Below are 12,763 nucleotides of genomic sequence, written 5' to 3'. Positions count from 1 at the left end.
TACTGCAGGGGGGACCCTGTGGGAGAGTAGGACGCCGCCGAACAATCATTGTATGAGAGCCCTGCACCGGGAACGGTGCGGGGCTTTCTGCGTTTTGGGGGAAGTGAAGGCGGGGCCGTTTGGCCCCGCCTCAGCTCTTTACAGGCGTCCGGCCGCCTTCAGTTCCAGATAGGCGTCGGCGAGTGCCGGCGGCAGGTCGTCCGGGGTGGCGTCGACGACCGTGACGCCGTGTCGACGTAGCTGGTCCGCGGTGCGACGGCGTTCGGCCTGGGCCTGTGCGGCCGCGGCGGCCTCGTACACGGCGTCCGTGTGGCCGCGAGCCTTCGCCATCTCCGCGACGTGCGGGTCTGCCACCGAGGCCAGGAGGACCGTGTGGCGCTGCGTCAGTCGCGGCAGGACCGGGAGGAGCCCCTCCTCGATCGGCGCCGCGTCGAGAGTGGTGAAGAGGACGATCAACGAGCGGCGCGGAGCCGAGCGGAGTGCGGTGGCGGTGAGGCCACGGGCGTCGGTCTCCACGAGCTCGGGATCCAGGTTCGCCATGGCGTTGACCAGGGAGGGGAGCACGTCGCCCGCAGGCCGGCCCTGCACGAGGGCGCGCACCCGGCGGTCGTACGCGAGGAGGTCTACGCGGTCGCCGGCGCGGGAGGCCAGGGCCGCCAGGAGCAGAGCGGCGTCCATGGTGGCGTCGAGGCGGGGGGCGTCGCCGACGCGGCCCGCGGAGGTGCGGCCGGTGTCCAGGACGAGCAGGATGTGGCGGTCGCGTTCGGGGCGCCACGTGCGTACGGCGACGGTGGACTGCCGGGCTGTCGCTCGCCAGTCGATGGAGCGGGTGTCGTCGCCGGGGACGTACTCGCGCAGGCTGTCGAACTCCGTGCCCTGCCCCCGGGTGAGCACGCTGGTGCGGCCGTCCAGCTCGCGGAGGCGGGACAGCTTGGAGGGGAGGTGCTTGCGGCTGGTGAACGGGGGGAGGACGCGCACCGTCCAGGGGACCCGGTGAGTGCCCTGGCGGGTGAAGAGGCCCAGGGGGCCGTACGACCGGATCGTGACGCGGTCCGCGTGACGGTCGCCGCGACGTGTGGGCCGTAGGCGGGTGGTCGTGCGTCGGCGTTCGCCGGCCGGCACCGTCAGGGTGTGTCGGGACGCCGCCACCTCGGTGCCGGATTGCCAGCTGCTGGGCGGCCAGGCGTCGCGGAGCCGGGCCCTGAGCGGGCGCGTGGACGCGTTGGTGACGGTCAACGTGACGTCGGCGATGTCACCCAGGCGTACGGATGTGTCGCCGGAACGAGTGAGGCGCAGGCGCCGTACAGGGGCGGCCAGCGCGAAGTCGCAGGCGCAGGCGGCCGCGAGCGGTGCGTTGACCGCGAGGATGCCCGTCCAGCTGGGGTCCCAGATGCCGATGGGGACGGAGCCCAGGGCCGCGATGAGCGCGGCGCGTCCGGTGAGTGCCATCAGCGGGGGACGGGGACGTGGGCGAGGATCGCGTTGATGACGGAGTCCGCGGTCACGCCCTCCATCTCGGCCTCCGGGCGGAGCTGGACGCGGTGGCGGAGGGTGGGGAGGGCCAGGGCCTTCACGTCGTCCGGAGTGACGTAGTCGCGGCCGGTGAGCCAGGCCCACGCGCGGGAGGTCGAGAGCAGTGCCGTGGCTCCGCGCGGGGAGACGCCGAGGGTGAGGGACGGCGAATCGCGGGTGGCGCGGCAGATGTCGACGACGTAGGCGGTGATCTCCGGAGAGACGGTCGTCCTGGCGACCTCGGCGCGGGCGGCGTCGAGGTCGGTGGCGTTCGTGACCGGGCGTACGCCCGCGGCGCGCAGGTCGCGCGGGTTGAAGCCGGTGGCGTGCCGGGTGAGGACGTCGATCTCGTCCTGGCGGGAGGGGAGGGGGACGGTGAGCTTGAGGAGGAAGCGGTCCAGCTGGGCTTCCGGGAGGGGGTAGGTGCCCTCGTACTCGACGGGGTTCTGGGTGGCCGCGACGAGGAAGGGCTCGGGGAGCGGCCGGGGAGTGCCGTCGACCGTGACCTGGCGCTCCTCCATGGCTTCGAGGAGGGACGACTGGGTCTTCGGGGGCGTGCGGTTGATCTCGTCGGCGAGGAGCAGGTTGGTGAACGCCGGGCCGGGCTGGAACGAGAACTCGGCGGTGCGGGCGTCGTAGACCAGGGAGCCGGTGACGTCGCTCGGCATCAGGTCGGGCGTGAACTGGACGCGCTTGGTGTCGAGTTCGGTGGCTGCGGCGAGGGCGCGGACGAGGAGGGTCTTGGCGACTCCGGGGACGCCTTCGAGGAGGACGTGGCCGCGGCACAGGAGCGCGACGACGAGACCGGTCACGGCGGCGTCCTGGCCGACCACGGCCTTGGCGATCTCGGCGCGCAGGGCTTCGAGGGCGGTGCGGGCGTTGCCCGGGTCCCCGCTCTGCCCGGCGTTGTCAGTGGTCGGGTCCATCATGGACGGCGTACCTCACTTTCGAGGGCGTCGAGTTGGTCGGCGAGGGCGATCAGGGCCGCGTCGTCGCCGGGCGGCGGGCCGAAGAGGAGGGTGTGCAGGGACTGTCCGTCGCCGTCGAGGTGGGCGGGGAGGGCGGGGAGCAGGGACTCGGGCGTGTGCGCCTGGGCGACGGGGACGCCTGCGAGGGGGGCGAGGCGGGTGCGGGTGGCGGAGCGAAGAGCGGCGGCCGCGCGGTCGCGGGCGTTGGCCTTGCGGTAGAGGCGGGCACGGCCTTCGACGGTCTCGGAGGCGCGGATCGCGACGGGGAGTTTCTCGGGCACCAGGGGGCCGAGCCGGCGTGCCCGCCACAAGGCGGCGAGGGCGGCGGCGATGAACAGTTGCAGCGTGCCCCAGAGCCAGCCGGAGGGGAGCAGGTCGAAGAAGCTGCGTTCGTCGTCCGGGTCGGGGACGTCGGAGAGCGAGGGGAGGTACCAGACCAGATGGGCGCGGGAGCCGAGGAGTTGCAGGGCGAGCGAGGCGTTGCCGTGGTCGTCGAGGCGGTCGTTGACGAGGATGTCGCGGGCGCCGAGCACGACGGTGTCGCCCGGGGTGCCCTCCGCGGAGGTGTCGGGGACGCGCAGCAGCGTGGCCAGGCGCCGGCTGGGGTAGCAGGCGTCGGCTTCGATGTGGGTGCTGTAGCGGAGGCCGCCCGTGTCGGCGGTGCCGGCGCGCCGGGCGGCGGGCAGGTCGCAGGCGGGGGCCAGCGTCGAGTCGAAGCTGAGCGCGGGGTCGGCGGTGACGCCGGGGACGAGGCGTTCGACGGCGGGGCCGCCGGGGGCCACGAGGACGGTGCGGCCGCCGGATCCGGTGACCGCGGAGCGCAGGCGCGTCTGCTGACGCTCGGTCAGGAGGTCAGGGGCGGCGACCAGCAGGGTGGTGTCCGGGCCGGTCGCGGCGCGGGCGTCGTCCAGGGTGCTGACCACACGTGTGGAGACCCCCCGGTCCGCGAGGAGTTCGGCGACCGCGCGGCTGCCGGAGGGGTCGGCGGAGCGCGGGTCGAGTTCGCCGTGGTGGTCGCCGGAGCGGACGACGGCGATTGCCACGGCCCCGGCGAGCAGCAGGACGAGGGCGAGGGCGATGCCCCGGCCGCGCGTCCAGATCTGGCGGGCGGTGGGCGAGGCCGAGGTGGTGGGGATCGTGGCCTCGGTGGTCATCCGGCGGCTCCCCGGCGGGTGTCCGTGCCGCCCCCGCTGTTACCGGGCGTGCTGCCCGCCAGGTGCGGCTTGCTGCGGTCCAGGTCGTGGTCGAGTTCGGTGAGGCGCCGGTACGACTGCTCGGTGCCGGGGCGGCCGCCGTACGTGACGTCGTCGAAGTCCCGGGCGGCGGCCCGTAGCCGGTCGCCGTGGGCGGGCAGGGCGCGGCCGGCCTCGCCGGCCGCCTCGTCGGCGGTGCGGCCGGGCCGGATGTCGAGCAGGGCGCGTTCCTCCAAGGCGCGGACGACGGCCCGCATGCGTTCCTGGACGGCCTGGTTCCAGTGGCCCTGGGCGGCGTGTGCCTGGGCGGCGGCGCGGTGCTCGGCGGCGCTGCGGGGGCGGTCGTCGAACAGGGCGGGGGCGGAGGCCGGCCCGCGGCGCGGGGTGCCCAGGCGCCACCAGAGGGCGCCCAGTACCGCCACGACGGCCAGGACGACGACGACCAGCCCGAGCGTTCCTCCGGGCGTCGCCGTGGACGCCCTGGCGAACAGCTCGTCGATCCATTCCCAGAAGGTGTCCAGGGCCCGTTGGAACCAGCTGGGGTCGTTCTCGTGGTACATGCCCTTGGACAGCTCGCGCTGGGCGGCCTCCCGCGCGGGGTCGCGCGGAATCGTCACCGGCGGTTCGTCGCCGGAGCGCGAGAGCGACCGTACGAGGCTGTCGCCGGAGCGCGACAGCGTGCGTACGGCGGCGTGTGACGCCTCTGTGAGAACTCCCCCCGTTGGGCTCACCCCGTCAGCTCCCCGGGACGGCGCCGGGGGCGCCGGAGCCCTGGGTGCCCGCGGCGCGGGCCAGTTCGAGGTCGAGGGCCTCGCGGCGGATGCGCTGGTCGATGTACAGCAGTACGGCGACGCCCGCCGTGATCGGGAAGGTGATCATGGAGCCGATCACCGAGCCGATGCCGCTGACGATGAGGAAGGTCCAGCCGAGGTCCCCGGTGCCCTCCAGGAAGCCGCTGAAGCCGTCGCCGCCGAGGGTGGCGGCGAGGAAGGCGAACGGGATGACGATGATCGACGCGACGACGTTGGCGATGATCGTGGCGAGCAGCTGGATGCCGAAGACGCGCCACCAGGAGCCGCGCACCAGTTTCACGGAGCGGCTCATCGCCTTCTTGATGCCCTGCTTCTCCAGCATCAGCGCGGGGGACGCCAGCGAGAAGCGGACCATCAGCCACACCGCGACGACACCGGCCGCGAGGACGCCCAGGACGGTCAGGGCCGCGCCGGCCTCGCTGCCCGCGGTGGCCGTCACGAGGAGACCGGGCGCCATGCCGACGACGACGATGCCCGCGACGATGAGCAGCAGCAGGATGATCAGGCCGAAGAGCTTGAGCACCTGGGGGCGGGCGTCCCGCCAGGCCTCGCCGGCGGTCACCGGACGGCCGAGCACGGCACGGCTGGTGACGGTCGTCAGCAGCGCGGTGGCCAGGACGGTGCCGATCAGGGAGATCAGGAAGACGACACCCGAGTTGATCGTGGTTTCGGTGAGGGCGTCGCCGAGTTCGCTCAGGGAGGCGTCGGGGTCGTTGAGGGCTTCGGTGCCGCTGTTGTCCAGGACGAGGCCCTGGAGCAGCACGACGATGATCTCCGTGAAGACGGCGACGGTCAGGGAGATGCCGAGGACCGTGCGCCAGTAGGTGCGCATCGTGGAGACCGCGCCGTCGAGGATCTCTCCGACACCGAGCGGGCGGAGCGGGATCACGCCCGGTTTGGCCGCGGGCGGCGGGCCGCCCCAGCCGCCTCCCCAGCCACCGTGTCCACCGGGGGCGCCGTAACCGCCGTAGCCCCCGCCCTGGCCGCCGTAGCCACCGGGGCCTCCGTAGCCGCCGCCGGGAGGTCCGGGGGGCGGGGCGCCCCAGCCGGGGCCGGGGGGTGGCGGAGGCGGGGTCTGCCCCTGGTCGCCGGGGCCGGTGGGGGCGGACCACTGGCCGGGGCGCGGCTGCTCCTTGGACCACTTCGTGCCGGGGCTCGTCGGTTCCGCGCCCGGCTGGTCCGCGGGCTGCGCGGGCTGATCGGGGCCGCCGGGGCGGTCGGCGGGCTCGGCGGGGCCGGACGCGCCGGGCTCCCGCCCGTCGGACGGGGCGGATCCGGGCGAGGCCCAGCCCGGAGTGTCGTTCATCGTCGCTCCTTCACGGTGCCCGTCCGCGGGCGCGGCGGCAGGTTGGCAGCCATCGTGCCATGGGGTGCCCGGGTGCGGACCGGGCGCGGTATGGGCTGCACACCTTCAATTGTCCGCCGGATAGGGGGCAGACTGACCGCATGGCTGATCAGGACGCGCGAAACGGCGAGGACAAGCGGCCGACCGAGATCCCCGTGCTCCGCTGGGAGGAGCCCCCCGAAGGCCCGGTGCTGGTCCTGCTGGACCAGACCAGGCTGCCGACCGAGGAGGTCGAGCTGGTCTGCACGGACCCGGCCGGACTCGTCGAGGCGATCCGTTCGCTCGCCGTGCGCGGGGCGCCGCTGCTGGGTGTCGCGGGCGCCTACGGGGTCGCGCTCGCCGCCGTCCGGGGCTTCGAGGTGGAGGAGGCCGCGGCCGCGCTGGCCGGGGCCCGGCCCACCGCGGTGAACCTCGCCGTCGGGGTGCGCCGTGCGCAGGACGCTCACCGGGAGGCGCTCGCCAGGACCGGCGACACCCGGGAGGCGGCAGCGGCGGCGCTGACGGCGGCGCGGGCCCTGCACCAGGAGGACGCCCAGGCCAGCGCGCGGATGGCCGCGCACGGACTGGCCCTGCTGGACGAGCTGCTGCCCGCCGGCGGGCACCGCGTTCTCACGCACTGCAACTCCGGCTCGCTCGTGTCGGGCGGGGAGGGCACGGCTTTCGCGGTGGCGCTCGCGGCGCACCGGGAGGGGCGGCTGCGACGCCTGTGGGTGGACGAAACGCGTCCCTTGCTGCAAGGTGCTCGCCTGACGGCATACGAGGCGGCCCGCAACGACATGACGTACACGCTGCTCACCGACAGTGCGGCGGGTTCGCTGTTCGCGGCGGGCGAGGTGGACGCCGTGCTGGTCGGCGCGGACCGTATCGCGGCCGACGGATCGGTGGCGAACAAGGTGGGGAGCTATCCGCTCGCGGTGCTCGCGCGCTACCACCACGTACCGTTCATCGTGGTGGCGCCGGTCACGACGGTGGATCCGCACACCCCGGACGGGTCCGCCATCGAGGTGGAACAGCGCCCCGGATATGAAGTGACCGAGATCACAGCGCCTCAGGTGCCGGTGACAGGAGCGGGAGGCGGGATTCCGGTGGCACCCCTGGGGACCCAGGCGTACAACCCGGCGTTCGACGTGACTCCGCCCGAGCTGGTGACGGCGATCGTCACCGAGGAAGGCGTGGTTTCGCCCGTGACGAGCGAGGCCCTCGCCGAGCTGTGTGCCAGGTCACGCCAGGTAACGATTAGCTAATGGGATGATGTCGTTTATGAAGGGACGAGTCCTTGTCGTCGACGACGACACCGCACTGGCCGAGATGCTCGGCATTGTGCTGCGTGGTGAGGGTTTTGAGCCATCTTTCGTAGCCGACGGCGACAAGGCGCTGGCCGCCTTCCGGGAGACCAAGCCCGATCTGGTGCTGCTCGACCTGATGCTGCCCGGTCGGGACGGCATCGAGGTGTGCCGCCTGATCAGGGCGGAGTCAGGTGTGCCGATCGTGATGCTGACGGCGAAGAGTGACACCGTCGACGTCGTGGTCGGTCTCGAGTCGGGCGCCGACGACTACATCGTGAAGCCGTTCAAGCCCAAGGAGCTGGTGGCCCGTATCCGGGCGCGGCTCAGGAGGTCGGAGGAACCGGCACCGGAGCAGCTCGCCATAGGCGACCTGGTCATCGACGTGGCCGGTCACTCCGTGAAGCGCGAGGGGCAGTCGATCGCGCTGACGCCGCTGGAGTTCGACCTGCTGGTGGCGCTGGCCCGCAAGCCGTGGCAGGTGTTCACGCGCGAGGTGCTCCTGGAGCAGGTCTGGGGCTACCGGCACGCCGCCGACACCCGGCTGGTCAACGTGCATGTGCAGCGGCTGCGCTCCAAGGTCGAGAAGGACCCGGAGAAGCCGGAGATCGTGGTGACCGTACGCGGCGTCGGCTACAAGGCCGGGCCGAGCTGACATGACCAGGGACAGTGCCGCTTCGGCGCCCGGGTCCGAGGCCCGCGCCGGACGGCCTGTCGGCCCCCCTCCCGCCGGTTCGCGCTTCGGCCGCCTGCTGGAGGGCGGGCTGCTGCACGGCGGGGTGCAGGGCAGCCCGGTGATCCGGCTGTTCATGCGCTGGCTGCGGCGTCCGCTGCTGCCCGTCATGCGGCTGTGGCGGCGCAACCTCCAGCTCAAGGTCGTCGTCACCACGCTGCTGATGTCGCTGGGCGTGGTGCTGCTGCTCGGCTTCGTGGTGATCGGACAGGTCCGCAACGGACTCCTCGACGCCAAGGTGAAGGCGTCCCAGAGCCAGGCCACCGGCGGTTTCACGGCGGCCAAGCAGAAGGCCGAGGAGGCGGCGGGCGCCGACGGCGACGACAGCAACCCCGCGGACGGCCGGCCCCCGCAGAACGTCATCCAGTGGATGAGTGAACTGGTGAAGTCGCTCTCCAGTGGCGGCCAGGGCGCCTTCGACGTGGTCACGCTCCCCATGGGCGGCGAGAGCGGCAGCGGACGCGGGCCGCGTGCCTCCGGATCGGTCGACTGGGCGGTCAGCGTGCCGGAGGGCCTGCGGGAGCGGATCGACGGCGACACCGCGGCGGCCCAGAGCTACACCCGGATCGTCTACAACTCCGACCAGGGTTCCCAGCCCGGACTGGTCATCGGCAAGCAGGTCAACGACCCCAACGGTGAGCCGTACCAGCTGTACTACCTCTTCCCGCTCACGCAGGAGGAGAAGTCCCTCAGCCTGGTCAGGGGTACGCTCGCGACGGCCGGGCTCTTCGTCGTCGTACTGCTCGGGGCCATCGCCTGGCTCGTCGTGCGCCAGGTCGTCACACCCGTACGGATGGCCGCCAGTATCGCCGAGCGGCTGTCCGCGGGGCGGCTCCAGGAACGTATGAAGGTCACCGGCGAGGACGACATCGCGCGGCTCGGCGAGGCCTTCAACAAGATGGCGCAGAACCTCCAGCTCAAGATCAGCCAGCTGGAGGACCTCTCGCGGATGCAGCGGCGGTTCGTGTCCGACGTGTCGCACGAGCTGCGTACGCCGCTGACGACCGTACGGATGGCCGCCGACGTCATCCACGACGCGCGCGTGGACTTCGATCCGGTCACCGCGCGGTCGGCGGAACTGCTCGCCGACCAGCTGGACCGGTTCGAGACGCTGCTCGCGGACCTGCTGGAGATCAGCCGCTTCGACGCGGGCGCCGCCGCCCTGGAGGCCGAGCCGATAGACCTCAGGGAGGTCGTACGGCGGGTCGTCAGCGGTGCGGAGCCGCTCGCCGAGCGCAAGGGCACGCCGATCCGCGTGGTCGGCGACCAGCAGCCCGTCGTCGCGGAGGCGGACGCCCGGCGTGTCGAGCGGGTGCTGCGCAACCTCGTCGTCAACGCCGTCGAGCACGGCGAGGGGCGGGACGTCGTCGTGAAGCTCGCCGCCGCGGGCGGCGCGGTCGCCGTCGGAGTGCGCGACTACGGCGTCGGGCTCAAGCCGGGCGAGGCCACGCGGGTGTTCAGCCGCTTCTGGCGGGCCGACCCGGCACGCGCGCGTACCACCGGCGGTACCGGGCTGGGGCTGTCGATCGCCCTGGAGGACGCGCGGCTGCACGGCGGCTGGCTCCAGGCCTGGGGCGAACCGGGCGGCGGCTCGCAGTTCCGGCTGACGCTGCCCAGGACCGCGGACGAGCCGTTGCGGGGCTCGCCGATACCGCTGGAGCCGGCGGACTCGCGGCGCAACCGCGGACTCCACGACGCCGGTCTCGACGACACCGCCGCACCGCACGGTGCGGACAAGGCGGTCGGTGTCCCGGCGCAGGCGTCCGCGGGACAGACGTCCCAGGTGCCCGCGCGGGGCCCGATACTGTCGAGGTCGGCCATGGCGGCCCCCACGGCCGACCCGACGGCCCTGCCGGGCAACGGGGCGCGCGTGGTGCCGAGGCCCGCGCCGGGCGCCCGGAGACAGGACGGCGGTCCCGCGGAGGCGGACGGCCGTCAGGACACCCGGTCGGAGGATCCGAGCAGGCAAGGGGAGGCATCTCGTGGGCGCTGACCGCGGGCGGGGCGGTCGGCGCAGGCCGGCACGTGTGGTGGGGTACGCCGTCGGCGGCGTCGTACTGCTGGCGGGATGCGCGTCCATGCCGGACAGCGGGGATCTGCGCGGGGTGGAGTCCACGCCGCGGCAGGACCCGCAGGTGCGGGTGTTCGCGATGCCGCCGCGGGAGGACGCGCCGCCCTCCGACATCGTGCAGGGCTTTCTGGAGGCCCTGACCAGCGACGATCCGCACTACGAGACGGCACGCAAGTATCTGACCGGCGATGCCGCGGAGAACTGGCGGCCGGACGAGTCGGCGACCGTGCTCGCGGGCGGGCCGGGCACCGAGTCGGACCACTCCGGCAGCCGCGAGGACGCCAACGACTACTCGGTGACCCTGACGGGCGCCAAGGTCGCCACGGTGGACGCCCAGCAGTCGTACTCGCCGGCCGACGGCGCGTACCGGCAGTCGGTGCACCTGACCCGGGACGGCAAGACCAAGCAGTGGCGCATCGACCAGCTGCCGCAGGGCGTCGTCATGGGCAAGTCGGACTTCCAGCGCAACTACATGTCGGTCAACCGGTACTACTTCGCGTCGAACACCGCGGCGCCCTCGGCGTCCGACGAGGGCGCCAGCCCTCAGCCGGCGGCCGTGGCCGACCCCGTGTACGTCCGCCGGCGGGTGGAGCCCATGACCCAGGTGGTGAGCTCTCTGATCGGCGGGCCGTCGAGCCTGCTCGGGCCCGTGGTCAGGTCGAGCTTCCCGACCGGGACGGCGCTGGCGAGGAACGCCGGTTCGCTGGCGCCCGACGACCGCAGCAAGCTCACCGTCCCGTTGAACGAGAAGGCCGCCGGCGCCGATCAGGACCAGTGCGACGAGATGGCCGCCCAGCTGCTGTTCACGCTGCAGAACCTCACCCCGGCCGTAGAGGAGGTCGAGCTGCGCGCGGGTGGTGAGCAGCTGTGCTCGCTCAGCGAGGACCGCGCGGAGACGGTCGCCGCGCGGGGCTCCGCACAGCGGCCCGACTACCTGTACTTCGTCGACGACGAGGACCGCCTGGTCCGGATCGCCGCGGGCAGCAACGGGACCCGGGCGGAACCCGTGCCCGGCCCGCTCGGCGAGGGTGAGAAGGCGCTGGGAGCGGTGGCGGTGTCGCGCGACGAGCACAGCGCCGCCGGTATCGGCCTCGACAACAGGTCGCTGTACGTCGGCTCCCTGGTGTCAGGCGGTTCGCTCGGCGACCCCGTGCTGCTCAGCAAGGGCAAGGCGGAGGCCGACCGGCTGACCCCGCCCAGCTGGGACGCGCAGGGCGACCTGTGGATCGCCGACCGCGACCCGGCCGACCCGCGGCTGCTGCTGCTGGAGAAGGGCGCCGGTGAGCCGGTGGAGGTGCGCACGCCGGGGCTCGACGGGCGGGTGCAGGCCGTGCGGACGGCGGCCGACGGGGTGCGGATCGCGCTCATCGTGGAGAAGGACGGCGAGCGGTCGCTGCTCATCGGGCGGATCGAACGGGACGAGAGGGCGGGCGAACGGCCCTCGGTCACCGTCCTCGAACTGCGCTCCGCCACTCCGGAGCTGGAGGAGGTCACGGCCATGTCGTGGGCCGGTGACAGCAGGCTCGTGGTGGTCGGGCGCGAGCGCGGCGGCGTCCAGCAGATCGGATACGTCCAGGTCGACGGCTCGACGCCGGAGGCTTCCGTGCCCGCCGCTCTGACCGGCGTCAAGGAGATCGCCGCGACCGAGGACGAGCGGCTGCCGCTCGTGGCCTACTCGGAGGACCTGATCGTGCGGCTGCCGTCGGGGCTCCAGTGGCAGAAGGTCACGGAGGGGACGGCGCCCGTCTATCCGGGCTGAGGCCTGGGCCGGGATTCAGGCGCCCGCGGCGGTTTTCCACAGGGATCCGACCGGCGTTTTCCACAGGCCTGGCCGGGTTTCGCCGGGCTTGGCACAGTGGTGGCCATGCGGCGATTGCGGGACGGGTGGAGAGACCTCACGGACCTGGTGCTGCCGGCCGAGTGCGGCGGCTGCGGCCGGGCCCGGGCGGTGCTGTGCCCACGGTGCCGTACGGCCCTGAGCGGGTCGGCGCCGCGCCGGGTGCGGCCGTTGCCGGAGCCGCCCGGGCTGCCGTCGGTGCACGCGGCCGCGCCGTACGCGGACGAGGTGCGGGCGGCGCTGCTGGCCCACAAGGAGCGGGGCGTCCTGGCCCTCACGCCGCCGCTGGGCGAGGCGCTGGCGGGAGCGGTGCGGGCGGGGCTCCGCGAGGCGTGGACCGGCGTCGGGGGAGCGGGCGGCTCACCGGGACCGGTGCTCCTGGTGCCCGTGCCGTCGGCGCGCCGGGCGGTGCGCAGACGCGGGCACGACCCGGCGCGGCGGATCGCCCTCGAGGCGGCCGGGGAGCTGCGGCGGACCGGGGTGCTCGCCCGGGTGGTCGCCCTGCTGCGGCAGCGGCACACCGTGGCCGACCAGGCGGACCTCGACGCCCGGCAGCGGCTGGACAACCTGGCCAACGCCCTGGCGGTGGCTCCCGGTGGCGGCCGGCTCCTGTGCGGCGGCGGCCCGGTCGTGCTGGTCGACGACCTGATGACGACGGGGGCGTCCCTGACCGAGGCGGCACGTGCGGTGCGGGCGGCTGAGTCGCGGACGGGGCCGGACACGTACGGGAAGGCGAGATCGGCTGTGTATCCGTCGGCGGCGGGGGAAGGCAGAGAGGAACGGAAGACCGGGCCGCAAATGGCGGGTTCCAACGGAGGAGATGGCGCGATCCGTGAAGCGATCTGCGCGGCAGTGGTCGCGGCTTCACCTGATTCTTTCGAAAATAAACCGGAACTGACTGAGAACTTACGTCGTTGCAGGTAATGAGAGGTCCTATTCACCGGAACGGAGGTACGTCGCGTTAGAGGGTGACGACATCCGCCCGGGCGAGATATGTTCGGTTGTGAGG

Annotated in this window: 10 protein-coding genes; 5 read left to right on the top strand and 5 right to left on the bottom strand. The window is 73.3% G+C overall.

Annotated elements, in window-relative coordinates; all coding sequences use genetic code 11:
- Window positions 1–138: 138 nt before the first annotated feature.
- The 5 genes from ACFW01_RS36010 to ACFW01_RS35990 are packed head-to-tail and all read right to left on the bottom strand — an operon-like array spanning window position 139 to window position 5,791.
- Entirely contained in the window at window positions 139–1,449 is a 1,311-nt protein-coding gene (locus ACFW01_RS36010; protein WP_234961182.1) for a DUF58 domain-containing protein, read from the bottom strand.
- Window positions 1,449–2,438 carry an AAA family ATPase gene (locus ACFW01_RS36005; protein WP_384510758.1) on the bottom strand — a complete coding sequence of 330 codons (990 nt, stop codon included), beginning with the start codon at window positions 2,436–2,438 and terminating at the stop codon, window positions 1,449–1,451. Before ACFW01_RS36005 ends, ACFW01_RS36010 begins: the two co-directional genes overlap by 1 nt.
- Window positions 2,438–3,634: a DUF4350 domain-containing protein gene (locus ACFW01_RS36000; RefSeq protein WP_384510752.1), complete on the bottom strand. Its 1,197-nt coding sequence runs from the start codon at window positions 3,632–3,634 to the stop codon at window positions 2,438–2,440. Before ACFW01_RS36000 ends, ACFW01_RS36005 begins: the two co-directional genes overlap by 1 nt.
- The gene (locus tag ACFW01_RS35995) at window positions 3,631–4,404 is read right to left on the bottom strand and encodes a DUF4129 domain-containing protein (RefSeq protein ID WP_384510749.1); all 774 of its coding nucleotides are present in this window, start codon (window positions 4,402–4,404) and stop codon (window positions 3,631–3,633) included. The genes ACFW01_RS36000 and ACFW01_RS35995 overlap by 4 nt, the downstream gene beginning before the upstream one ends.
- Window positions 4,405–4,408: 4 nt before the next feature.
- Window positions 4,409–5,791, bottom strand: coding sequence for a glycerophosphoryl diester phosphodiesterase membrane domain-containing protein (locus ACFW01_RS35990; protein ID WP_384510746.1), 1,383 nt, complete (start codon window positions 5,789–5,791; stop codon window positions 4,409–4,411).
- Window positions 5,792–5,931: 140 nt separating this feature from the next.
- On the opposite strand from ACFW01_RS35990, the gene mtnA reads away from it, so the two are divergent.
- The 5 genes from mtnA to ACFW01_RS35965 all read left to right on the top strand — a co-directional run bounded on the left by mtnA (window position 5,932) and on the right by ACFW01_RS35965 (window position 12,678).
- Window positions 5,932–7,074: an S-methyl-5-thioribose-1-phosphate isomerase gene (gene mtnA / locus ACFW01_RS35985; protein WP_234961178.1), complete on the top strand. Its 1,143-nt coding sequence runs from the start codon at window positions 5,932–5,934 to the stop codon at window positions 7,072–7,074.
- 4 nt (window positions 7,075–7,078) lie between these two features.
- Window positions 7,079–7,768, top strand: coding sequence for a two-component system response regulator MtrA (gene mtrA, locus ACFW01_RS35980; protein ID WP_193776289.1), 690 nt, complete (start codon window positions 7,079–7,081; stop codon window positions 7,766–7,768).
- Between the two features lies 1 nt (window position 7,769).
- Window positions 7,770–9,839, top strand: a complete 2,070-nt coding sequence (gene mtrB, locus ACFW01_RS35975; RefSeq protein WP_384510741.1) for an MtrAB system histidine kinase MtrB — start codon at window positions 7,770–7,772, stop codon at window positions 9,837–9,839.
- Window positions 9,829–11,676 (top strand): LpqB family beta-propeller domain-containing protein, encoded by a 1,848-nt coding sequence (locus tag ACFW01_RS35970; protein ID WP_234961176.1) that lies wholly within the window; start codon window positions 9,829–9,831, stop codon window positions 11,674–11,676. Before mtrB ends, ACFW01_RS35970 begins: the two co-directional genes overlap by 11 nt.
- Window positions 11,677–11,790: 114 nt before the next feature.
- Entirely contained in the window at window positions 11,791–12,678 is an 888-nt protein-coding gene (locus ACFW01_RS35965) for a ComF family protein (protein ID WP_384510755.1), read from the top strand.
- Window positions 12,679–12,763: the final 85 nt, after the last annotated feature.

Source organism: Streptomyces sp. NPDC058985 (assembly GCF_042740985.1).
In the GTDB taxonomy this organism is placed as follows: Bacteria; Actinomycetota; Actinomycetes; order Streptomycetales; family Streptomycetaceae; genus Streptomyces.
This window is presented reverse-complemented; position numbering and strand designations above follow the sequence as displayed.

Bases quoted from the DNA above. Each gene is read 5' to 3' on its own strand.
- ACFW01_RS35990 (WP_384510746.1), bottom strand. From the start codon at position 5,791: ATGAACGACACTCCGGGCTGGGCCTCGCCCGGATCCGCCCCGTCCGAC.
- ACFW01_RS36000 (WP_384510752.1), bottom strand. From the start codon at position 3,634: ATGACCACCGAGGCCACGATCCCCACCACCTCGGCCTCGCCCACCGCC.
- ACFW01_RS36005 (WP_384510758.1), bottom strand. From the start codon at position 2,438: ATGGACCCGACCACTGACAACGCCGGGCAGAGCGGGGACCCGGGCAAC.
- mtrB (WP_384510741.1), top strand. From the start codon at position 7,770: ATGACCAGGGACAGTGCCGCTTCGGCGCCCGGGTCCGAGGCCCGCGCC.
- mtrA (WP_193776289.1), top strand. From the start codon at position 7,079: ATGATGTCGTTTATGAAGGGACGAGTCCTTGTCGTCGACGACGACACC.
- ACFW01_RS36010 (WP_234961182.1), bottom strand. From the start codon at position 1,449: ATGGCACTCACCGGACGCGCCGCGCTCATCGCGGCCCTGGGCTCCGTC.
- mtnA (WP_234961178.1), top strand. From the start codon at position 5,932: ATGGCTGATCAGGACGCGCGAAACGGCGAGGACAAGCGGCCGACCGAG.